The organism is Sphingopyxis sp. GW821-FHT12C06 (assembly GCF_058807415.1).
The window spans coordinates 167,911-189,521 of record NZ_JBXAQR010000002.1; the positions used below are offsets into that span (position 1 = coordinate 167,911).

At 63.7% G+C, this 21,611-nt stretch carries 26 protein-coding genes; 20 read left to right on the forward strand and 6 right to left on the reverse strand.

The window, feature by feature from the left end:
• Window positions 1–21 precede the first annotated feature (21 nt).
• Complete coding sequence (locus AC1RRJ_RS06110) at window positions 22–714, forward strand: alpha/beta hydrolase (RefSeq protein WP_493120872.1); 693 nt, start codon at window positions 22–24, stop codon at window positions 712–714.
• On the opposite strand, the gene AC1RRJ_RS06115 is transcribed toward AC1RRJ_RS06110, so the two are convergent.
• Window positions 711–1,379 (reverse strand): HAD-IA family hydrolase, encoded by a 669-nt coding sequence (locus AC1RRJ_RS06115; protein WP_493120873.1) that lies wholly within the window; start codon window positions 1,377–1,379, stop codon window positions 711–713. The two genes, AC1RRJ_RS06110 and AC1RRJ_RS06115, sit on opposite strands and share 4 nt — an antisense overlap.
• A 58-nt stretch (window positions 1,380–1,437) precedes the next feature.
• On the opposite strand from AC1RRJ_RS06115, the gene glmU reads away from it, so the two are divergent.
• The 13 genes from glmU (at window position 1,438) to AC1RRJ_RS06180 (ending at window position 12,934) form a co-directional block, all read left to right on the forward strand.
• Window positions 1,438–2,784 (forward strand): bifunctional UDP-N-acetylglucosamine diphosphorylase/glucosamine-1-phosphate N-acetyltransferase GlmU, encoded by a 1,347-nt coding sequence (gene glmU, locus AC1RRJ_RS06120; RefSeq protein ID WP_493120874.1) that lies wholly within the window; start codon window positions 1,438–1,440, stop codon window positions 2,782–2,784.
• A 4-nt stretch (window positions 2,785–2,788) separates the two neighbouring features.
• On the forward strand, window positions 2,789–3,322 hold the full coding sequence (locus tag AC1RRJ_RS06125) for a GNAT family N-acetyltransferase (protein ID WP_493120875.1): 534 nt from the start codon (window positions 2,789–2,791) through the stop codon (window positions 3,320–3,322).
• Between the two features lie 13 nt (window positions 3,323–3,335).
• On the forward strand, window positions 3,336–3,959 hold the full coding sequence (locus AC1RRJ_RS06130; RefSeq protein WP_493120876.1) for a Pr6Pr family membrane protein: 624 nt from the start codon (window positions 3,336–3,338) through the stop codon (window positions 3,957–3,959).
• Window positions 3,960–3,989: 30 nt separating this feature from the next.
• Window positions 3,990–4,304 (forward strand): hypothetical protein, encoded by a 315-nt coding sequence (locus AC1RRJ_RS06135; RefSeq protein ID WP_493120877.1) that lies wholly within the window; start codon window positions 3,990–3,992, stop codon window positions 4,302–4,304.
• Window positions 4,305–4,334: 30 nt separating this feature from the next.
• On the forward strand, window positions 4,335–4,559 hold the full coding sequence (locus AC1RRJ_RS06140; RefSeq protein WP_493120878.1) for a ribbon-helix-helix domain-containing protein: 225 nt from the start codon (window positions 4,335–4,337) through the stop codon (window positions 4,557–4,559).
• Entirely contained in the window at window positions 4,556–4,924 is a 369-nt protein-coding gene (locus tag AC1RRJ_RS06145; protein ID WP_493120879.1) for a PIN domain-containing protein, read from the forward strand. The genes AC1RRJ_RS06140 and AC1RRJ_RS06145 overlap by 4 nt, the downstream gene beginning before the upstream one ends.
• Before the next feature lie 15 nt (window positions 4,925–4,939).
• Entirely contained in the window at window positions 4,940–6,763 is a 1,824-nt protein-coding gene (gene glmS / locus AC1RRJ_RS06150; RefSeq protein ID WP_493120880.1) for a glutamine--fructose-6-phosphate transaminase (isomerizing), read from the forward strand.
• A gap of 565 nt (window positions 6,764–7,328) precedes the next feature.
• Window positions 7,329–9,350 carry a TonB-dependent siderophore receptor gene (locus AC1RRJ_RS06155; RefSeq protein ID WP_493120881.1) on the forward strand — a complete coding sequence of 674 codons (2,022 nt, stop codon included), beginning with the start codon at window positions 7,329–7,331 and terminating at the stop codon, window positions 9,348–9,350.
• Between the two features lie 3 nt (window positions 9,351–9,353).
• Window positions 9,354–9,662, forward strand: a complete 309-nt coding sequence (locus tag AC1RRJ_RS06160; protein WP_493120882.1) for a hypothetical protein — start codon at window positions 9,354–9,356, stop codon at window positions 9,660–9,662.
• A 20-nt stretch (window positions 9,663–9,682) separates the two neighbouring features.
• The gene (locus AC1RRJ_RS06165; protein ID WP_493120883.1) at window positions 9,683–11,224 is read left to right on the forward strand and encodes a PepSY-associated TM helix domain-containing protein; all 1,542 of its coding nucleotides are present in this window, start codon (window positions 9,683–9,685) and stop codon (window positions 11,222–11,224) included.
• Window positions 11,221–11,544 carry a DUF3325 domain-containing protein gene (locus AC1RRJ_RS06170; protein WP_493120884.1) on the forward strand — a complete coding sequence of 108 codons (324 nt, stop codon included), beginning with the start codon at window positions 11,221–11,223 and terminating at the stop codon, window positions 11,542–11,544. The genes AC1RRJ_RS06165 and AC1RRJ_RS06170 overlap by 4 nt, the downstream gene beginning before the upstream one ends.
• Entirely contained in the window at window positions 11,544–12,185 is a 642-nt protein-coding gene (locus tag AC1RRJ_RS06175) for a DUF4198 domain-containing protein (protein WP_493120885.1), read from the forward strand. Before AC1RRJ_RS06170 ends, AC1RRJ_RS06175 begins: the two co-directional genes overlap by 1 nt.
• A gap of 197 nt (window positions 12,186–12,382) precedes the next feature.
• Window positions 12,383–12,934, forward strand: a complete 552-nt coding sequence (locus AC1RRJ_RS06180) for a DUF6157 family protein (RefSeq protein WP_493120886.1) — start codon at window positions 12,383–12,385, stop codon at window positions 12,932–12,934.
• A 5-nt stretch (window positions 12,935–12,939) separates the two neighbouring features.
• Here the strand turns inward: AC1RRJ_RS06180 and AC1RRJ_RS06185 are convergent, their stop codons facing one another.
• Entirely contained in the window at window positions 12,940–13,128 is a 189-nt protein-coding gene (locus tag AC1RRJ_RS06185; protein WP_493120887.1) for a hypothetical protein, read from the reverse strand.
• A gap of 69 nt (window positions 13,129–13,197) precedes the next feature.
• Here AC1RRJ_RS06185 and AC1RRJ_RS06190 point away from each other — a divergent pair, with 69 nt between their 5' ends.
• Both AC1RRJ_RS06190 and AC1RRJ_RS06195 read left to right on the forward strand, forming a co-directional pair.
• Window positions 13,198–13,821, forward strand: a complete 624-nt coding sequence (locus tag AC1RRJ_RS06190) for an HAD family hydrolase (protein ID WP_493120888.1) — start codon at window positions 13,198–13,200, stop codon at window positions 13,819–13,821.
• Window positions 13,822–14,104: 283 nt separating this feature from the next.
• Entirely contained in the window at window positions 14,105–14,974 is an 870-nt protein-coding gene (locus tag AC1RRJ_RS06195; protein ID WP_493120889.1) for a dienelactone hydrolase family protein, read from the forward strand.
• Here the strand turns inward: AC1RRJ_RS06195 and AC1RRJ_RS06200 are convergent.
• The 4 genes from AC1RRJ_RS06200 to AC1RRJ_RS06215 all read right to left on the reverse strand — a co-directional run bounded on the left by AC1RRJ_RS06200 (window position 14,971) and on the right by AC1RRJ_RS06215 (window position 17,775).
• Window positions 14,971–15,552, reverse strand: a complete 582-nt coding sequence (locus AC1RRJ_RS06200; protein WP_493120890.1) for an ASCH domain-containing protein — start codon at window positions 15,550–15,552, stop codon at window positions 14,971–14,973. The genes AC1RRJ_RS06195 and AC1RRJ_RS06200 overlap by 4 nt on opposite strands.
• Window positions 15,553–15,576: 24 nt before the next feature.
• Window positions 15,577–16,044, reverse strand: a complete 468-nt coding sequence (locus AC1RRJ_RS06205; protein ID WP_493120891.1) for a DUF411 domain-containing protein — start codon at window positions 16,042–16,044, stop codon at window positions 15,577–15,579.
• 60 nt (window positions 16,045–16,104) lie between these two features.
• Window positions 16,105–17,121: an aldo/keto reductase gene (locus tag AC1RRJ_RS06210; RefSeq protein WP_493120892.1), complete on the reverse strand. Its 1,017-nt coding sequence runs from the start codon at window positions 17,119–17,121 to the stop codon at window positions 16,105–16,107.
• 63 nt (window positions 17,122–17,184) lie between these two features.
• A complete protein-coding gene (locus tag AC1RRJ_RS06215; RefSeq protein WP_493120893.1) occupies window positions 17,185–17,775 on the reverse strand; it encodes a LysE family translocator in 591 nt (196 codons plus the stop codon).
• Between the two features lie 73 nt (window positions 17,776–17,848).
• Here AC1RRJ_RS06215 and AC1RRJ_RS06220 point away from each other — a divergent pair, with 73 nt between their 5' ends.
• The 4 genes from AC1RRJ_RS06220 to argF all read left to right on the forward strand — a co-directional run bounded on the left by AC1RRJ_RS06220 (window position 17,849) and on the right by argF (window position 21,611).
• Window positions 17,849–18,301: an Lrp/AsnC family transcriptional regulator gene (locus tag AC1RRJ_RS06220; RefSeq protein WP_493120894.1), complete on the forward strand. Its 453-nt coding sequence runs from the start codon at window positions 17,849–17,851 to the stop codon at window positions 18,299–18,301.
• A 72-nt stretch (window positions 18,302–18,373) separates the two neighbouring features.
• Window positions 18,374–19,360: an LLM class flavin-dependent oxidoreductase gene (locus AC1RRJ_RS06225; protein ID WP_493120895.1), complete on the forward strand. Its 987-nt coding sequence runs from the start codon at window positions 18,374–18,376 to the stop codon at window positions 19,358–19,360.
• A 108-nt stretch (window positions 19,361–19,468) separates the two neighbouring features.
• Window positions 19,469–20,656 carry an aspartate aminotransferase family protein gene (locus tag AC1RRJ_RS06230; RefSeq protein ID WP_493120896.1) on the forward strand — a complete coding sequence of 396 codons (1,188 nt, stop codon included), beginning with the start codon at window positions 19,469–19,471 and terminating at the stop codon, window positions 20,654–20,656.
• 28 nt (window positions 20,657–20,684) lie between these two features.
• Window positions 20,685–21,611, forward strand: coding sequence for an ornithine carbamoyltransferase (gene argF, locus AC1RRJ_RS06235; RefSeq protein WP_493120897.1), 927 nt, complete (start codon window positions 20,685–20,687; stop codon window positions 21,609–21,611).

Below are 21,611 nucleotides of genomic sequence, written 5' to 3' on the forward strand. Positions count from 1 at the left end.
TCACACGGCAGGAGAGATCGCATGACAAGTCCGGCAATCATTCTCGTTCACGGCTTCTGGGGCGGCGCGGCGCATTGGAGCAAGGTGATCCCCGCGCTTGACGCCTTGGGCCATACATCGCTTGAAGCGGTCGAAATGCCACTCACCTCGTTGGCCGATGATGTCGGGCGCGTCACCAAAATGATCGCGCAGCACGATGGCCCGGTGCTGCTCGTCGGGCACAGCTATGGCGGCGCGGTGATCACCGGCGCGGGCAACCATCCCAATGTTGCAGGGCTCGTCTATATCGCCGCCTTCGCCCCCGATGATGGCGAGTCGCCGGGTGGCATCACCCAGCAGAATCTGCCCGCTGGCGCGGCTGCGCTGGCCCCCGACAGCGACGGCTATCTGTGGGTGCTCAAGGACAAATATCACGAGAATTTCTGCCAGGACCTCAGCGCCGATGAAGCGCGGGTGATGGCGGTGACGCAAAAGGCGCCCCTCGCCACGACCTTCGGCGACACGATTTCGAACCCGGCGTGGCGGAACCGGGATTGCTGGTATCAGATTTCGAGCGAGGACCGGATGATCCACCCCGACAATCAGGCGATGATGTCGGGCCGGATGAACGCGAAAAAGGTGATCACCTTGCCTGCCAGCCATGCGTCGCTTGCGTCGAGGCCGGCCGAGGTTGCGGCGCTGATCGACGAAGCGGCGAGGGCGGTCGGCGGCTAAAGTCGCTCGAGCAGCGGCAGCAGCTCGTCATAATGATCGATGACATGGTCGGCCCCAAGTTCCCCGACCGGCTGGTTGGGGAAGCCGAAACTGACCGCGATGCTGATCACGCCCGCATTCTTCGCGGCCATGATGTCGTAAATGCTGTCGCCGACAAAGACGGCGCGCCCGCCGCCGCATTGCTCGATCATCGCGTGGATCGGCGCGGGCGAGGGCTTGGCGTTGCCCGGCCCCATGGTGTCGCCGCCGATGATCGCCGCCATGCGATCGGCGAGCCCGAGTTCGCCGAGCAACGGGCGCGCCAGTCGCTCGACCTTGTTGGTGACGACCGCGGTCTGCACCCCCAGTGCATCGAGCCGGTCGAGCGCCGTGATCAGGCCGGGGTAGGGGCGGCTGTGCACCGCGATATGGGCTTCATAATAGACAAGCAGCGCATCGTAGAGCCGCTGGAATTGATCCTCTGCGACCGCACCGCCTGCCGCCAGCCCGCGTTCGAGCATGTGCCGTGCGCCCAGCCCGACCATCGACCGCACAGCGTCGGCGACGACCGGCGGCCGTCCGGCAAGCCCCAGCGCATGGTTCAGCGCGGCGGTGAGGTCGCCCAGACTGTCGACCAGCGTGCCGTCGAGATCGAAGCCGACAATGCGGAAAGGGAAATCATTCATGCACCGCGCATGGCGCGATGCTCTGGAAACCGCAATGATTTGCTGGCATGGCAACGGCATGACCCATCCCATCGCCGCCATCATCCTTGCTGCGGGCAAAGGCACCCGCATGAAGTCCGACCTGCACAAGGTGCTGCATCCGATCGCAGGGCGGCCGATGCTGATGCATCTGCTTGGCAGTTTTTCTGCACTGCCACCTGCCGCGACCGTTGTCGTTGTTGGCGACAAGCGCGAGCAGGTCGAAGCCGCATTGGCCGGGACGGGCGCGCTTGTTGCGGTGCAGGATCCGCAACTCGGCACTGCGCATGCTGCGCTTCAGGCCAGGAATGCGCTCGCCGATTTTGAGGGCACCGTCCTCGTCTGCTTCGGAGATTGTCCGATGCTGACCGCCGAGACTGTCCTTCGTCTGTCCGAGGCGCTGAAAGGCGGAGCGCAGGTTGCCGTGCTTGGTTTCCGGCCGCACGACACCGGTGCCTATGGGCGGATCATCGCCGACGCCGACGGCAATGTGCTGAAGATGGTCGAGCACAAGGATGCGAGCGCCGGGGAGCGCGCGGTTGACCTGTGCAATTCAGGAGTGATCGTCGCCGACGCCAGCGACATGTGGCGCCTGCTCGAAGCCGTTGGCAACGACAATGCTGCGGGCGAGTATTATCTTCCCGACGTCGCGATGGGCGCGATAGCCGAGGGCGCGCGGGTGGTGGTGGTCGAAACCGATGCGACGGAAGTCGCCGGGGTGAACAGCCGCGCCGAGCTCGCCGCGATGGAGGGCGAATGGCAAGCGCGCCGCCGTGTGCAGGCGATGACCGACGGCGCCAGCCTGATCGCCCCCGACACCGTGTGGTTCGCGTGGGACACAAAGCTCGGCCGCGACGTGACGATTGAACCCAATGTCTTCTTCGGCCCCGGCGTGACGGTCGCCGACGATGTGAAGATCCGCGCCAACAGCCATATCGAGGGCGCCAGCATCGCCGCGGGCTGCGAAATCGGCCCCTTCGCGCGTCTCCGCCCCGGTACGATCCTCGAGGAAAAGGCCAAGATTGGCAATTTCGTCGAAACCAAGAAAGCGCATCTGGGCAAGGGCGCCAAGGCGAACCATCTCACCTATTTGGGCGACGTGACCGTCGGCGCGCGCGCGAACATCGGCGCGGGGACGATCACCTGCAATTATGATGGCTATTTCAAATATCAAACGGTGATCGGCGAAAACGCCTTCATCGGATCGAACAGCGCGCTCATCGCGCCGGTGAAGATCGGCCGCGACGCGATCGTCGCCGCCGGCAGCGCGGTGACGATCGACGTCGCCGACGGCGAGCTCCGGCTGGTGCGCGGCGAGCAACTGGTCAAACCCGGCTGGGCCGACCGCTTCCACGACGCGATGCGCAAGAAAAAGGCCGGAAAGTAACGCCATGCCCGCACCCACGCTAACCACCGATCGCCTTGTGCTGCGCCAGGTCCGCGCCGATGACGCCGAGGCGTTGTTCCCGGTGCTGTCGGATCCCGAGGTGATGATCTGGTGGTCGAGCGGGCCGCACCAGTCGCTGGCCGAAACCGCCGAATATGTTGCGAGCAATGCGACCGACGGGCAGGGCTTTGAATGCTGGGCGATCACCGCCGGCGACGATGTCGCGCTCGGCTGGGTGATCCTGATCGATGGCAAGCCCGCGGTGAAAGAAATCGGCTATATCCTGCACCGCGACCAATGGCGCGGCGGCATCGCGCGCGAGGCAGTGGGGCGCGTGATCGAATATGGTTTTACCGAGCTGGAACTGCGCCGCATCTTCGCCGACACCGATCCCGAAAATACGGGCTCGATCGGCCTCCTCGAACGACTGGGCTTTCAGCGCGAAGGCCATTTGCGCAGCGAATGGGAAACCCACATCGGGGTGCGCGATTCCCTGATTTTCGGACTATTGCAAAGCGAGTGGCGAACCGGGCGATAAAGGGGACGGGCAGATGGCGAGACTATTGGCTGCGATCACGGCATTGGTCGCCTGGCTCGGGCTGACGCTGCAACTCATCCTGCTGATCGGGCAATTTGCGGACACCGGACAGTCGGCAGCCGCCGCAATCTGGCGTTTCGTGGGCTTTTTCACCATCCTCACCAACATCTTCATCGCCGTCGTCGCGAGCGCCGCCGCGCTGGCGCCGGATCACAGGCTCGCGTCGGCGCGGATGCGGTTTTCGGCGCTGGTGACGATCCTGCTCGTCGGCATCACCTACTCGCTGGCGCTGCGCCATCTTGCGCAGCTGGACGGCTGGGACGCCGTCGCCAACCATGCGCTCCACGACGCTACCCCGCTGCTGTTCCTGCTCTTCTGGCTGGTCGCGCGCGACGGGACGCTCGGCTGGCGCGATATCGTCTGGGGCGTCGTGCCGGGTTTCCTTTATTTTCTCTACGCCCTCGCGCGCGGCGCGTTCGATGGCTGGTACGCCTATTATTTCCTGAACCCGGTGACGCTGACCTTTCCCGAGTTTCTGCGCAACATCGTCCTGCTCCTGATCGGCATATCGGGCCTCGCCGCGCTGTTCGTCGCCATCGACAAGGGGGTTGCGCGCTGGCAAGGCAAACCCATCTAAGGCCTCTGGCCATGATGATGGAGATATGAATTGACCGACCGCTACACCGACAAGCCCTTCCTGCGCTTTGTCGACGCCTGGGTGCTGAACGCGATCGGCCATCTCGACACGCCGACCGCGGATTATTGCAAGGCGATGGAGCCGCAACTCCGCCAGAGCTTCAGCGCGACGGGTAGCTGGACGCAGATCGTCGAACAGCAGATGAAATTCACCCCCGAACTTCCCGCGCAGATCCGGCAAATCTGGGAAGACGGCAAGGCGCGCTTCGAGGCCGGCAATGGCCAGCCTGCCGACCCGGTGCAGTTCGCGATGGTCTTCGTCGATCGGAATTTGCAGCGCGCTTGATTTGATATCATCATATGATATCAGGCTGCGATGCGGTTCCTCGCCGACCTTCCCGATGACGACCTTCACTGGCTCGACGCACTCGCGGCCGAGCAGGGCGTTTCGCGTGCCGAGCTCGTGCGGCGCGCGGTCGCGGCGTACCGTGCCGACAGCTCGGGTGATGCGATCGACAATGCGTTCGGCATCTGGCGCACGCGTGACGACATCGGCGACGGGCTGAAATATCAGCGTCGCCTGCGCGGAAAACGCGAATGATCGCGGCGCAATTCGACAGCGATATTCTGATCGACGCATTGAACGGCGTCGAGGCTGCGCGCAGTGAAATCCGCCGTGCCGGACGCAAAAGCGTCAGCCGGATCAGCTGGACCGAAGTCATGTCCGCTGCCGATCCTGCATCGGTGAAGGCGGTTGAGGCCTTCCTCGGCTGTTTCGCGGTCGAAGAGATTGGCGATGCCGTCGCGCGCCGCGCCGCTGCGCTCCGCGCCGAGCGCAAGGGGTTGACCCTCTGCGACGCGCTCGTCCTCGCGACCGCACAAATCTCGGGCCGCATTCTCGTGACCCGCAATATCAAGGTGTTTCCGGCCGCGATGCCGGGTATTCGCATTCCCTACACGCTCTAACGAAAGCCAAAATCCATGTGCGGAATTATCGGAATTGTCGGCAAGGACCAGGTCGCGGACCGGCTGGTCGAAGGCCTCAAGCGCATGGAATATCGCGGCTATGACAGTGCAGGGGTCTGCACCGTTCTGGACGGCCAGCTCATCCGCCGCCGCGCCGAGGGCAAGCTGAACAATCTGGTCAAGGAGCTCGCGGGCAACCCCGCGCCCGGCCTGATCGGCATTGCCCACACGCGCTGGGCGACCCACGGCGCGCCGACCACCAGCAACGCGCACCCCCATGCGACGGGCGAGGTCGCGCTGGTCCACAATGGCATCATCGAGAATTTCAAACCGCTCCGCGAAGCGCTGACCGCGCGCGGCCGCAAATTCGAAAGCGAGACCGACACCGAAGTCGTCGCGCATCTCGTCAGCGAACAGGTCGAGGCGGGCAAGTCGCCGCAGGAAGCCGTGCAAGCCGTGCTGCCGCAATTGCGCGGCGCCTTCGCGCTCGCGATCGCCTTTCGCAGCCATCCCGACATGCTGATCGGCGCTCGGCTCGGTTCGCCACTTGTCGTCGGCTATGGCGAGGGGGAAACCTATCTCGGCTCCGACGCGCTCGCGCTCGCGCCGCTGACGCAGAAAATCGCCTATCTCGACGAAGGCGACTGGGTCGTCATCACCTGCGAGGGTGCGCAAATTTTCGACAGCGAAAACAATCCGGTCTCCCGTGAAGTTACGACATCGGGTCTCACCGCCGCGACGATCGAAAAGGGCAATTATCGCCACTTCATGCAGAAGGAGATTTTCGAGCAGCCGACCGTGGTCGCGCAGACGCTCTCCTCCTACATCCGCCCGCTCGAGCAGACGGTCGCGCTGCCGCAGATGGATTTCGACCTCAGCAAGATCGACCGCATCACCATCGTCGCGTGTGGCACCAGCTTCTACGCCGGAATGGTCGCCAAATACTGGTTCGAAACCTTCGCGCGCGTCCCCGTCGACATCGATGTTGCGTCGGAGTTCCGTTACCGCGACCCGGTGCTGCAACCCGGCGGGCTCGCACTCTTCATTTCGCAATCGGGGGAGACCGCCGACACGCTCGCGGCGCTGCGCCATTGCAAGGCGAATGGCCAGACGATCGCGGTCGTCGTCAACGTGCCCACCAGCAGCATGGCGCGCGAAGCCGACCTGCTGCTTCCGACCCACGCCGGCCCCGAAATCGGCGTCGCCTCGACCAAGGCCTTCACCTGCCAGCTCGCGGTGCTCGCTGCGCTCGCCGCGCACCTCGCGCTGAAGAAGGGCAAGCTCGACGCGGCGCAGGAGCGCGACATCGTCAAGCATCTGATCGAAGCCCCCGCCGCGCTCAACGCTGCGCTGGCGCATGACGAGGAAATCGCCGCGATGGCGCACCTCGTCGCCCCCGCGCGCGACGTGCTTTATCTGGGCCGCGGTCCTGATTATCCGCTCGCGCTCGAAGGCGCGCTAAAGCTTAAGGAAATCAGCTATATCCACGCCGAAGGCTATGCTTCGGGTGAAATGAAGCACGGACCGATCGCACTGATCGACGAAGCTGTCCCGGTGATCGTCCTCGCGCCCAGCGGCCCGCTGTTCGAAAAGACCGTCAGCAACATGCAGGAAGTCATGGCGCGGGGCGGCAAGGTCGTGCTGATCAGCGATGCCGAAGGCCTTGCCGAAGCCGGCGACGGCTGCATGGCGACGATCGAAATGCCCAAAGTTCACCCGTTGATCGCGCCGTTGGTATACGCGGTGCCGGTGCAGCTCTTGGCCTATCATGTTGCCGTGGCCAAAGGCACGGACGTCGATCAGCCGCGGAATCTGGCGAAATCGGTTACGGTGGAGTGAACTTCGCCAGGTGGGCATTGCCGGAACTGTGACGGGGCGGGCACAGGATTTCCGCCCGCCGGATTGTCCCTGAGCGGCATTACAAACAATTTTCGTCCGGCATCGGTGGCTTTGGGCCCCCGTGCGGGCGTCGCGAAATTCTCGAGAAGCGCCTGAAAGCTGCCCTTTCGCGATGGAGCGAAGCGGCTGAGGCCGGTTATGCGTGATTCAATCGTCCTGCTCGGCACCCGGTGCTTCATCGTGGATTGCCGAATTTGCGAGGAACCGGCTCGACACGAACATCCTCTATGATTGTGGGCCTTTCACCATTTCCAGTCGACCTGCCGTTGGAGAAATCTTGCCAGGGGTTGCCGCCCGGGTTTCGACGCTCATCCCGGATCACATTTGAGATCGCGAATCATTCGCAATATAGTTGCGATCAATTCTCAATATCTTTAGATGCGACCCGAATCATCGAAAAGGGGTAATGGTGGCGCATCTTAGACTTGGTCTTCCGGCCGTTGTAATTCTGTGTCTTTCCGCCGTTCCGGCAAGCGGTCACGAGGCGGATACGGAGAGTGCGTCGATGCGCCGCGACGACATTGTCGTCTCCGGGCACCGCGTCCATGAGGGCGCGATCGCATCCAAGGCTGATATTCCGGTGCTCGAAACATCGCAGGCGATTTCGATCCTGTCCGAACAGTTACTGGAGGATCAAGGTGTGCGCCGACTGGGCGACGCGCTGTTCAACGTCGCCGGGGTGTCGCGCAATAACACGTACGGCTTTTTCGACGGCTTCAACATTCGCGGTTTCAACGCCTCGACCGGCGCCACCTATCTCGACGGGCTGCTCGACGACACCGGCTATGGAACGTCCGAAATGGCGGCGCTTGAACGCGTCGAGGTGGTCAAGGGGCCGGCGTCGGGGCTGTTCGGGCAGGGGCCGCTATCGGGCATCGTAAACCTCGTCAGCAAGCGACCGCGCGACGAGGCGTTCCTCGACATGTCGATCGCCGGCGGATCCTATGAACTGTTCGAGATGCAGGTCGACGGCAACGCGCCGCTCGTCGCCGATGGCAGCCTGCTCGCGCGGTTGACCGCGGTCTATCGCGACCAGGATTTCTTCGTCGATTATTCGGGGCAGCGGCGGATTTTTCTTGCGCCCTCGCTGACGTGGAAGCCCGGCCCCGATACCAGCATCACTTTGCTCGGCCGCTATGTCGACGACAAGATCAACCCTTGGTCGCCGACGACCGCCTATGGCACCGCGCTGCCCAATCCGAACGGGCCCGTTTCGATCAAGCGCTCGATCAACGACGGAAAATATCCGGCGGTGCAGGACAATGATTATTGGAGCGTCGGCTATGTCGCCGACCACAAGTTCAGCGATGCGATCGCGATCCACCAGTCGCTGCGCTATCAGGATTTCCACAACAGCTGGGACAATTGGCTGTTCATCAGCAGCATCTCGCCCGATTTCCGCTCGGTCGGCCGCTTCTATTATGGTCCGTTCGAGGAGAATGGCGAATATTTCCGGGTCGATACCAATCTCAGCCTGCGTTTCGCGACCGGGCCGCTGAGCCATTATGTGCTTGCGGGGATCGACTATGGTCATCGCGACAGCGACCAGACCAATGTCTTCGATCCGGGGCCCTATTGGCTCGACCTCTATAATCCGGTCTATGGCACGGTCAGCGCGCCCAACCCCGCGGTGCCCGGCACGACCTATGCCAGCGTCACCAAGCAGCGCGGCTTTTACCTTCAGGACCATATCAAGGTCGGCGAGCGGCTGACGGTCACGCTTGGCGGGCGCTGGGACCGGGCGTCGAGTGCGATCACCAACAATGGCACCGCCAATCCCGAGGTGGTCGATACTGCCTTCAGCCCGCGTGCCGGCGCGACGCTGATGCTGGGCGAGGTGGTATCGCTCTATGCCAACTATGCCAAATCCTTCAATCCGCAGGGCAGCTACCGTGCGTCCGACGGATCGACGCTGCCGCCCGAACGCGGCGTCAATTATGAAGCCGGGATCAAGGTGGCGCGCCCCGACGGATCGCTGCGCGCGATGGCGACCCTGTTCGAACTCACGCGCACCAATGTCGCGACCTCCGATCTCTCACCCACGGCGCCGCCGAACACCTATGTGCTGACCGGCGAGCAGCGGACGCGCGGGATCGAACTGGAGGGTGGCTGGCGCCCGCTGCCTGGGGTCGAACTGACCGCCGCCTACAGTTATCTCGATGCGAAGGTCACCGCCGATTCCCGGCTACTCGTCGGCGCGCGCCTGTCGAGCGTGCCGCGCCATATCGTTAACCTGTGGGGCCGTTACACGATCCAGCAGGGGCCGCTTGCCAATCTCGGCGCGGGGTTGGGGGTGCATCATGAAAGCAACCGGCCTGCGAGCACCGCTTCGGCGACCTCGACGCCCTTCTATCTCAAGGGCTATGCGCTGGTCGATGCGGCGCTCTTCTATCGCTTCGATGACTGGTCGGTGCAGGCGAACATCCGCAACATCTTCAACGAGCGCTATTTCCCGACCGCTTCGCTGACCCGCACGACCCCCGGCGAGCCGCGCACCTTCATGATCAGCCTCGCACGGAGGTTCTGAGCGATGGCGACCAAGGCTTCCCGGCCCAAAGGGGTGAGCCGCTGGAATGTGGCGGCACGGACGCTCGCGGCAATCCCCGCCAATTATCTGCTGACGTCGCTCGCCATCGCGTGCCTCGCGCGGCTGCTCCCGATGCGGCCGGAAGAGGCCAGCGTCGCGGCGACGCTCTTTTCCTTCGCGCTGTTCGCGGTGCTGGCGCTGACCGCTTTCGCGGTGCGCTCGGTCGCGCGGCTCTGGCTTTGGATGGCGGGTGCGGGGCTGGTCCTTGGCGGCGGGCTCTGGCTTTCGATCGCGACGGGGGGGCGGCTGTGAAGGAAAGTTTCCGCCAATCGATGGCCTGGCTTCACACCTGGACGGGCTTGCTGCTGGGCTGGTTGCTCTTCGCCATGTTCGCGACCGGTACTGCGGCCTATTTTCAGGACGAGATCACCCGCTGGATGCAGCCCGAGGTTACGGGGCGCCCCGATCCTGTCGTCGCGGCCGAGGGGGCGGTGCGTTTCCTCCAGACCACGGCGCCCGACGCCAAGCGGTGGTTTATCACGCCGCCGAACAGCCGGAGCGCGACGACGCAGGTTTTCTGGCAGCCCGAGGGCGACCGTCCGCGCGGCAGCCGCCGCGACACGAGCGCGACGCTGGACGGGCAGGGCCACCAGATCGAGGCGCGCGAGACACGCGGTGGGACCTTCCTCTACCGCTTTCACTTCGATCTCCATTATCTGCCGGTGATCTGGGCGCGCTATCTGGTGGGCATTGCGGCGATGTTCATGCTCGTCGCGATCATTTCAGGCGTCATCACGCACAAGAAGATTTTCGCCGATTTCTTCATGCTCCGCTTCGGCAAGGGACAGCGCAGTTGGCTTGACGCGCATAATGTCACCGCCGTGCTGGCCTTGCCCTTTTACCTGATGATCACCTTCACCGGGCTGGTCACGCTGGCGACGCTTTATATGCCGTGGGGAATTGCCGCCAATTATTCGAGCCCCGACAGCTTCTTCGAGACTGTCTTTGGCCGGTCGGAAGAGGTTGAACGCAGCGGACGAGCCGCGCCGCTTGCGCCCGTCGGGGCGATGATGCGGACGGCGTCGGCCGAATGGCAAGGCGCCAGCGTCGGCTTTCTCAGCGTCTCCAACCCCGGCGATGCGACCGCGACGGTTTCGCTGACCCGCGCGCCCGAGGATGCGATCGGTTCACGCGGGCCTGCGCTGACGCTTGACGGCACCAACGGACGGCGGCTCGACGCGAGCGTGCCCAAGGGGGCCGCGCTAAAGACCGAGAGCGTGATGATCGGCCTCCATGCCGGGCGGTTCGCCGAATGGGGGTTGCGCTGGCTCTATTTCCTGTCGGGCATCGGCGGCACGATCATGGTCGGCAGCGGGTTGGTCCTCTGGACGGTCAAGCGCCGCGCGCGGCTTCCCGATCCCGCGCGGCCGCATTTGGGCTTTCGTCTGGTCGAGCGGCTGAACGTCGCTGCGATCGCCGGGCTGGGGGCGGGGCTCGCGACCTATTTTCTCGCCAATCGCCTGTTGCCGCTGCGCATGGAGGCGCGCGCCGACTGGGAGGTCCATAGCCTGTTCGTTGCCTGGGGGGCGGTGCTGCTCTGGGCCTTGGTCCGCCCGGCGCAGCGCGCGTGGGTTGAGGCGCTTGCCTTCGCGGCGCTGCTGTTCGCGGCGGTCCCGTTCGTCAACGCGCTGACGACGCCGCGCAACCTGTTCGCGAGTCTCGCGGCGGGGGACTGGCTGTTCGTCGCCTTCGACGCCGTTATGCTGCTGCTCGCGGCGGGCTTCGGCTGGGCGGCGCGCAAGGCGGCACGCCCACGATCGGTGCGCGCCCCGCGGCGGGCGTCGCAGGCGCCCGAAACGGCGGTGGCGGCATGATCCATTGGCTCGCCATCCTGCTCGCGCTTTGCGGCTTTGCGCTTCTCGCCATCTCGATGCCGCGGCATCAGGCGGATATGGCAGGTCGCAAGCTCGCGCCCGCCGCATCGCGCCGCGTGCGCATTGGCGGCTATGCGCTGTTGCTCGCGGTCTTCCTGCTCGACAGCTTTGCGTTCGGCGCAGCCTATGGCGCCGTCGCGTGGTTCGGTCACCTCAGCATTGGCGCGTGGGGCGTGGTCGCGTGGCTCTGCGTCCGCGCGCGGCGTGCGAATTCTGCTTCGACGAAAAAATCGACAATCGCCACCAGAGGAGAAAATTGATGCGTAACGCCTTGCCGTTCATCTTTGCCGCGACCGTCCTGGCGCCGCCGGCCGCCGCCCATGAAGTGTGGGTCGAGCGCGACGGCGCAGGCGCCGCGCGCATCTATCTTGGCGAACCGGCCGAGCCTGTCCCCGCCGCCGGCGATCCCGAACTGCACCGGCTGAAGACGCCGCTGGTTTTCCTGACGAACGCGGCGGAACCGACCGCGACCGTGCGGCGTGCCAATCACCTCGAGGCGGCGCTGGGCGCGGCGGGCGACGTCCGGGTCCGCGACGACAGCGTTTTCGCCCCCTGGGAGTCGGATGGCGGCATGACGGGTGCGATCTTCTATGCGCGCGCTGGTCGCAGCGAGGGTGAAGCGAAGCTCGATCTCGAACTCGTCCCGGTCCGTCCCGGCGCCGACGAATTCACCGTGCAGTTTCGCGGCCGTCCGCTGGCGGGGGCGAAGGTGAACATGATTACGCCCGACCATTGGCAGAAATCGGTTGAAGCAGATGGAGCAGGCCGAATTATAGTGCCCGACATGGGGAAGGGGCGTTACGTTCTTGGCGTATCGCACGGCGAAGCGGCGGCAGGGGTCGTGGCGGCAAAGCCCGTAGCCAAGCTCCAGCACATTTCGACCCTGACGTTTGTGCGATAGCCGGAGTACACCTGCCTGTTCCCCAAAAGCCGACAGGTTCAACGGCCATCTGCGGCCGTTATGCCCCGGGTCATTGTGCAAGCTGTGTCGGTGCAGGAACGGCTCTTGCCGATCCATTCGCTCCGAACGACGGTCGGCATCGCTTCAAATCATTGTTGCGATGAGCGAAGCGACGCGGCAATCTCGAGCCATCAGCCTTGAGCAAGGCTGATGGCTCGAGATTGCTTCGCTTCGCTCGCAATGACGCGAACAATCAGCATGAAGTCGTCACGCGCCAGGCGATCCGGCGAAACTTCAAGGGCACGGTGGTCCGGCCGGTCGTTCTGCCGGCATATCATGCGAAAGGTCAGGCGTTGCACACCACCAACTATCATTCCACCTTCATAACCATCGCGCCTGATAGCGTGGCTGAAGCGGGCATCGTTCCGCCCAGGCCTGACAGCATTGCAGGGCGCCAGTATGCGCTGCTGCATGACAATCCCTATGCCTTGACCAGTGACGACCTTCTCTATGCGGTCCATGTTGCAAAGAATGGACTGTCCGATACCGCCGAAACCCGGGTGGAGTATTTCTCGAAGTCCCGGGCTTGCCTGCGCGTTTCACCACTGCCCAAGCAGTTTGGTTGGGGCATTTATCATGATGCCGAAGGTCGTCTTGCCATCTATCCGGTGGGATCGGCCGACTATAACCGGCTGATCCGCGACGAGAATGTGAAAATCAGGCCTGCCGTGCGGACCAGGCGGATATAGGGGCGTCACTCCGACCCGTTCACCTGCGCCAAAATCGACGCGGCGATGTCCTCGAGTTCGCCCGCGACGAGCAAGGGTGCGCCGCCGACCATGCCGACTTGCGTCTGGCCATTTTCATAGGCACGGAGCCACGCGACATTTTCGGCGACGACCAGATAATTGCCGCCGCGCGACTTGAGGGAAATGAACTTCATTCTGCTGTCTCCTGTTGCCCGGTCCTTTGGGCCGAAGATATTGCATTCGTATAAACAGGGAGCGTCTTTGTGAGTTTCTCCGCGATCATTTTCGATTTCGACGGCGTCATCGCCGACAGCGAGGTGCGCGCGAACAAGACGCTTGCCGAAAGCCTGACCGCGATCGGCCTGCCGACGACTTACGAAGATTGCCTGCGCGACTATTGCGGTCATAATTGGCAGGAAACCGAACGCCGCATCGTCTTGCGCTTTGGCCGTCCGCTGCCATCCGACTTTCGCGAACGGCACCGCGAACGCGCGCTCAGGATGTTCGCCGACGGCTTTGCGCCGGTGCCGGGCGCACCCGAATTTTTGAACAGACTCGGCGACCACCCACGTGCGATCGCTTCGTCGAGCAGTCTCGCCTATATCGCCGCATCGCTCGATCGTTTCGGCCTCGCGCATCATTTCGGTGTTCATGTCTACAGCGCCGATGGCTGGGATCGCGGCAAGCCGCACCCCGACATCTATCTTGCCGCCGCCAAAGGCCTTGGGGTCGACCCCGCGGCGTGCCTCGCGATCGAGGATTCGCCGACCGGAGCGCAAGCCGCGCGCGGGGCCGGGATGACTGTCATCGGCTTTTGCGGGGCCGGGGTACATCATGTGGCGCCGAGCTTCGACGAGATCGCCAGTATAGCCCTCCCTGTCGCGTAGCGATGAGGAGGGCAGCGACGTCCGCGCCAAGCCCCTCGGTCAGCGCGTCGCGCTGCCACGCCCCATGTCTGCAGCGCAAGGAAGGATTGAAAAATCCCTGTCCTGCAAAAGACAGCTGCGTTAGCTTCGCTTCATGCCCGCGGTCCGATCCCTTCACATTTGTCGCGCTGCTGCGCGCAATGTCGGTTCGGCCAACTGGCGACCCGTCCCACACACGAATCCGGAATGAAGTTGCGTAGTTTTCCGCCATTCTCAAAATCCGCCCCATCCAAGGAGAGCCCTCATGTGCGATGAAAATACCGAAGCCGAACGCGACCGCGCAGGCATGCCCGTCGCGCGCCGCAGCTTCACCGCGCTCGCGGGTGCGGGCGTGCTCGCCGCTTCGCTTCCCGCCCATGCGATGGCCGGAAAACCGGTGAAGGGCCGCGACGTCAGCATCAAAACCGCCGACGGCACCGCCGATGCGTATTTCGTCGCCCCGGCGACTGGCAAGCACCCCGCCGTGCTGATCTGGCCCGATATTCGTGGGCTCAGACCCGCGTTCCGCCAGATGGCCGACCGGCTGGCGGGTGAGGGCTATGCGGTGCTGTGCGTGAACCCCTTCTACCGCTGGGAAAAATCGCCGGTCGTCTCGGCGACCAGCGACTTCAACGATCCCCCGGTGCGCGAACGGCTGTTCGGCTATCTGAAACAACTGAACAAGACGCTCGTCGACACCGACGCAGGGGCGCATCTCGCTTTCCTCGACGCGCAGCCGGAAGTCGATACGAAGCGCAAGATCGGCACCAGCGGCTATTGCATGGGTGGCGCGATGACGATCTTCACCGCGGCGCTGAAACCCGGTCGCGTCGGCGCGGCGGCGAGCTTCCACGGCGGCGGGGTCGGTACCGACAAGCCCGACAGTCCGCACCTGCTGATCTCTGGCACCAACGCGGGCTATCTCTTTGCGATCGCGGCCGATGACGACCAGAAATCACCGAATGAGAAGCTGCTGCTCAAGGCCGTCCTCGAACCCCGCAAGCAATGGCACGAGGTCGAGGTCTATGCGGGAACGATGCACGGCTGGTGTCCGCCCGACGGCCGCGTCTACAACGAAGCGGCCGCCGAAAAGGCGTGGAGCCGGATGCTCGATCTGTTCAAGACGAGCCTCTAGGGACGGGGCAGGGAGTCGAGAAAGGCCTTGCCGCGCGGCGACAGTCGATAGCCAACCTCGAGGCTTTCGGTCAGACCGAGTTCCTTGAGCTTGCGGATGTTGCGTTTGAGCACATCCTTCTCGACGCCGAAGGCCGCCGCGATGTCTCGCGCCGCCGTACCGGCGCGTTCGGCGATGGTGCGGAGGACCGCGTGGGTCCATGGTTGATCGCCGCTCTGGTCGAGCTTCGCCAGTCGCGCGGCGATTGCATCAATCTCGGCGGGTGAGAGATTGCCATGGGTGCGCAGCGCAACCCGGCTGTCGGGGCCCGCAAGGCGAAAGGCAATGCGATACAATGTCCCCTCATCGCGCTGCCGAAGCTCGGCGAGCAGCGCATCGCGTCCGGAAAACCCCGCTGCCACCGCATCGCGTCCGGAGATCGCGTCAGCATCGCAAGGGGTGACAGCATCTATCGCCAGTTCGCCGATCGCGGTGCGCAGCCGTCCGCCGGCTTTCACCGTGGGCTTTCGCCAACGGCGGAAGGCCAGCGTGACCTCGCCCGTCTTTATCTTCTCAAGGATGGCGACGCGAAAGAGCATGGACTATCTCGCCGCGCCTCTCGTTCAGTGCGCGTGTGCGCCGCCGCTGGCGGCATAGCTTGCGTAAACGCGCTGGCCGCCGGGGCCAAAGCTCATGACCTGATAGGCCTCGCGATGGTCGCCATGCTCCATCCCCGGCGACCCCGTCGGCATCCCGCCGACGGCCAGTCCTTTCACGCCTTTGGGCTTTTCGCGGAGCAGCCGCGTAATCTCCTTTGCGGGTACATGGCCCTCGATCACATAGCCGCCGACGAGGACGGTGTGGCACGACCGCAGCGCTTCGGGCACGCCTTGCTTGTCCTTCACCGCGGTCATGTCGGCCGCGTTGACGACCTCCACATTCTGCCCGAAGGAAGCCTTAACCTGCTCCAGCCACTTGAGGCAGCATCCGCATCCCGCGTCGCGGAACATCGTCGGATCGGCGGCGTGTGCCGCGCTGATCGCTCCGGTGAAAGCGGCAAAGGCGAACAGAACGCGACGGGTGGGGGACATGCGAATTTCCTTTCAGATGATCTGGTCAGGATAGCGTGGACAATATACCGCGCAAGCCCGTCACCCCATTGGATAAAGGATGTCGCGGCTCACCCGGTGGAGCGCCGTCATCACATCCTTGGGTAGTGTCAGGTCGATCGCGGCGAGGATCGGGTCGAGCTGATCGTCGGCGCTCACCCCGACGATCGTCGAGGCGACGAAGTCATGCTGCTTCGACCACGCCGTCGCCATCGTCACCGGGTGCAGTCCGGCCGCTTCGGCGATCGCCAGATAACGCTCGGTCGCGGCAAGGCTCCTTTCGTTGACGAAGCGGAGCCCCATCTCTCTTTGCCGCCCCTCCATCTTCAGATATTTCGAGAAGCGCGCACCGTCGGGGGTCGCACCGCCCTGATATTTGCCTGACAACACCCCGCCGGCGAGCGGCGAATAGGGGATCAGGCTGACGCCTTCCTGTCGGCACACCTGCTTTAATTCATCCTCGAAACGGCGGTTGTTCAGGCTGTAATTATTCTGGATCGTCTGGAAGCGCGCCGCGCCTAGCTTCTCCGACGCCGCGAGCGATTTCATCAATCCCCAACTCGTCTCGTTCGAACAGCCAAGAATGCGGATCTTGCCGGCGCGAACCAGTTCGTCGAGCACATCCATCACCTCCTCATAGGGGGCGTCGGGGTCGGGCCAATGGGTTTGGTACAGATCGATATAATCGGTCTGAAGCCGCGTCAGGCTGTCGTCGATCGCTTTCATGATATTGTGGCGGTCGAGCGCGGTCATCCCGCCGCGGCATGGCGATTTGAACCAGAGCTCGCTCGACCCCGAAACCTTGGTTGCCAGGATGATCGCGTCGCGATTCTTGGTCTTCATCCACCGACCGACGATTTCCTCTGTGCGGCCGACCCATTTGACGTCGGGCGGCACAGGATAGCCTTCAGCGGTGTCGTAAAAATTGATCCCCGCTTCGAAACAGCGGTCGAGAACGCGAAATGCCGTTGCTTCGTCGGCCTGGCTGCCGAAGGTCATCGTCCCCATGCAGATGTCGGACACATGGATCGCGCTTTTGCCCAGACGGCGGTTTTTCATGGCTCTTCTCTCCGGTCAGGAAGGGGAAGCGCCGTGCATAGGTTGCGTGGCTTGGGCTTGCAATCAGATGAGCAGGGCGAGCGATCCCACGAGCATCGCCGCCATCGTCCAGTTGAAAATGCGCAGCCGGGCGGGACTGGACAGCCAGCCGCGCAATACCTGTCCCATCACCGCCCACAGGCTGGTCGACGGCAGGTTGATGACCCCGAACACGACCGCAACGAGCAGCACTGCGGCAATATTACGGTCGGGCGCATAAAGCGCGATCGCGGTCAGCGCCATCGACCAGGCCTTGGGATTGACCCACTGAAACAGCACTGCCTGCATGAAGGTCATCGGCTTGCCGCTGGTGCTGCCTGCGGTGTCGGGCGCGGCGGCGTTGGCGATCTTCCACGCGAGCCACAGCAGATAGGCGACGCTGGCCACCTTCAGCACGGTGTTCAGTATCGGAAACAGGTCGAACAGCCCCATCAGGCCGACGCCAACCAGTATGATCATCAGGGTGAAGCCGATCCCCACGCCCAGCGCGTGCGGTACCGTTCGGCGCAGGCCGAAATTGGCACCCGACGACATCAGCATCAGATTGTTGGGGCCCGGCGTGATCGACGAGACGAGGGCAAAGGCCGAGAGCGCGAGAAGGGTGGTCTGGTTCATGCGCGCAACATAATGCGGTTTTGGCGGCGAAGTGTTGCAAACATGTCCACGTAAAAGCTATATCATGCAACCTATGATCGATATTGATGCCATCGGCCGCAAGATATTGCGCGAGTTGTCGCACGACGGGCGAATCTCGAATATCGAACTCGCCGATCGCGTCGGTCTGTCGCCGTCGGCGTGCCTGCGCCGGGTGCAGGAACTCGAACGCAGCGGCGTGATCAAGGGCTATCGCGCGCGGATCGACCCGGCAAAGACCGGCGCGACCTTCATCGCCTATGTGACGATTGGCCTGTCGAGCCACACCAAGGATGCGCAGGAAGGCTTCGAAGCCGCGATGGCGGTCGCGCCTGAAGTCCGCGAATGCCACAACACCACCGGCGCGATCGAATATCTGCTGCGTGTCGAGGCGGCCGACCTTGCCGCCTACAAGCATTTCCATACCGAGGTGCTCGGCGTGCTGCCGCAGGTCAATGCGATCACCACATATGTGCTGATGGATTCGCCGAAGGACGAGCGGGCCTGATTCTGTCGCCTCGCCTTCGCAGGCCGACGATGGTGTCTTGAACCTTCGCCACCGCCACCGCATATCAGTTGCATGGTGAAACTCTCCTTCCTCGACCTCGTCCCCGTAACTGACACCGGTTCGATCTCTCAATCCCTCGCCAACGCCGCCGATCTCGCGAAACATGCCGAAGTACTTGGCTATCATCGGTTCTGGGTCGCTGAACATCATGGCATGACCGGCATCGCCAGCGCCGCGACCGCGGTGGTGCTCGCGCATATCGGGCAGGCGACTTCGAGTATCCGCATCGGCGCCGGCGGCATCATGCTGCCCAACCATGCGCCGATGGTGATCGCCGAACAGTTCGGGACGCTCGAGGCTCTCTTCCCCGCTCGCGTCGATCTGGGTCTTGGCCGTGCGTCGGGATCCGATGGCGTGGTCGCCCGCGCGCTCCGCCGTAATCTTTCGAGCGACGAGCGGCAGTTTCCGCAGGCTGTCGTCGAGCTGCAAGCCTTTCTCGCCGGCGACGATCGCCTCGGCATCCGTGCAGTGCCGGGCGAGGGGACAAACGTCCCGCTGTGGATTTTGGGATCGAGCACGTTTGGCGCGCAACTCGCCGCAATGCTTGGGCTGCCTTACGCCTTCGCCAGCCACTTCGCACCCGACGCACTCGACGAAGCGCTCGAAATTTATCGCCGCCAGTTCAAACCGTCGGCGCAACTGGCGGCGCCCTATGCCGCAGCGGCCTTCAACGTCTTCGCGGCCGACAGCCGCGCAGAAGCCGAACTTCTCGCTTCGACCCAGCAACAGGCCTTTGTCGCACTGCGTACCGGAAATCCGGGACGCATGAAGCCGCCGCTCGCGGGCTATAAGGACAGCTTGCCGCCTAATGCGAGGGCGATACTCGACCACGTACTGCAATGTTCGGCCACCGGCACGGTCGACGATGTTGCGGCCGGGTTGAAGGCGTTTGTTGCGCGGACGGGGGTCGATGAGGTGATTGTCGCGTCGTCGATGTATGATCATGACGCGCGCAAACATTCGCTCGCGTTGACGATGGAGGCGGCGCGCTCGCTTTAGCGTCCCTCGTGTTGACGCGGCTCGGGCAGGGACGGTATAGGGTCGGTCCGACCAAGGGCGGCCCGTATGGGGTCGCCTTTTTACTTTAGTCTGAAAGGTGCCACGCCCATGTCGATCACGCCGCTGATGCCCGTTTACCCCCGGTGCGCAGTGCGTCCCGTGCGCGGCGAAGGCGCATATCTGTTCGGCGAACGAGGCGAGCGCTATCTGGACTTCGCGAGCGGCATTGCGGTGAACCTGCTCGGCCACGGTCACCCGCATCTGACCAAGGCGATCCAGGATCAGGCCGCGACGCTGATTCATGTGTCGAACCTCTATGGCAGCCCGCAGGGCGAGGCCTATGCGGCGCGGCTGGTCGAGCATACTTTTGCCGACACCGTCTTCTTCACCAATTCGGGTGCCGAAGCGGTCGAATGCGCGATCAAGACCGCGCGCGCCTATCATTCGAGCGCGGGCAACGCCGAAAAGCATAATCTCATCACCTTCAACAATGCGTTCCACGGGCGCACGCTGGGGACGATTTCGGCGACCAATCAGGAAAAGCTGCGCAAGGGTTTCGATCCGTTGCTGCCCGGCTTTGCCTATGCGCCGTTCGACGATCTCAACGCCGCGCTCGATCTGGTCGACGACAACACGGCTGGCTTCCTGATCGAACCGATCCAGGGCGAAGGCGGTATCCGTCCGGCTTCGCAGCCGTTCCTTCAGGCGCTGCGCGATATTTGCGACAAGCGCGACCTGATGCTGGTCTTCGACGAAGTGCAGTGCGGCGTTGCCCGCACCGGATCGCTCTATGCCTATGAAGAGTTTGGCGTCGTTCCCGACATCCTTGCAAGCGCCAAGGGGATCGGCGGCGGCTTCCCGATGGGTGCGTGCCTCGCCACCGAAAAGGCCGCGCGCGGGATGGTGATCGGCACCCATGGCTCGACCTATGGCGGCAACCCGCTTGCGATGGCGGCGGGGCAGGCGGTGCTCGACGTCGTGCTGGAAGAGGGCTTTCTCGATCAGGTCAAGGCGACCGGCGAGCGGCTGCGCGGTGCGCTCGAACAGCTGATCCCGAACCACGACAATTTGTTCGAGAGCGTGCGCGGAATGGGCCTGATGCTCGGCCTCAAGCTGACGTCGGACAGCCGTGCTTTCGTCGCGCATCTGCGCGACAATCACGGCCTGCTGACGGTCGCGGCCGGCGAAAATGTCGTCCGCGTTCTGCCGCCGCTCAACATCGAGCAGGCTCATATCGACGAATTCATCGAGAAACTGTCAGCGGGTGCGGCGAGCTACACGCCGCCTGAGTCCTGATGTTTTCCGTTCCTGTAGAACGGAGGGCATGATGCGGAATTTCCTGAACCTGTCCGACGCGGGCGGCGACGCCGTCGCGGCGATGCTCGCTGACGCTATCGATCGCAAGGCCGCACGCGCCGGTTGGCCGAAGGCAAAGCCCGACGCCGACAAGCCGCTTGCCGATCATGTGCTGGCGATGGTGTTCGAAAAAAACTCGACCCGCACCCGCGCGTCGTTCGACATCGCCATCCGTCAGCTCGGCGGCGTACCGATGATCCTCGATGCGGGCACGACCCAACTCGGCCGAGGCGAGACGATCGCCGATACCGCGCGCGTCCTGTCACGCTATGCCGACGCGATCATGATCCGCACCGACGATCATGCCAAGATCGAGGAACTGGCGGCGCATGCCACCGTCCCGGTGATCAACGGCCTGACAGACCTGTCGCACCCATGCCAGATCGTCGCCGACCTGCTCACTGTCGTCGAGCAGGGCAAGGCGTTGCCGGGGCTCGAGCTTGCGTGGCTTGGTGACGGCAACAATGTCCTGTCGTCGTTGATCGAAGCCGCAGGATTATTTGGTTTCAACGTCCGTGCAGGCTGTCCGCAGGGCTATGATCCCGACGCCAGCTTTGTCGAAGCGGCCCGCGCCAAGGGCGCGCGCATCGATATCGTACGCGACGCCCGCGAGGCCGTTGCCGGAGCCGATCTGGTGGTCACCGACACCTGGGTGTCGATGGGGCAGGATCACGCGCACAACAAGCTTGCGGCAATGGCGCCCTATCAGGTCGATGAACGGCTGATGGCGGCGGCAAAGGGCGATGCGTTGTTCCTCCACTGTCTGCCCGCGCATCGCGGCGAAGAAGTGGTCGATGCCGTGATCGACGGGCCGCAGTCGCGCATATGGGACGAGGCGGAAAACCGCGTCCACGCGCAAAAATCCGTCCTGCTTTGGGCCTTTGAAAAATTGTGA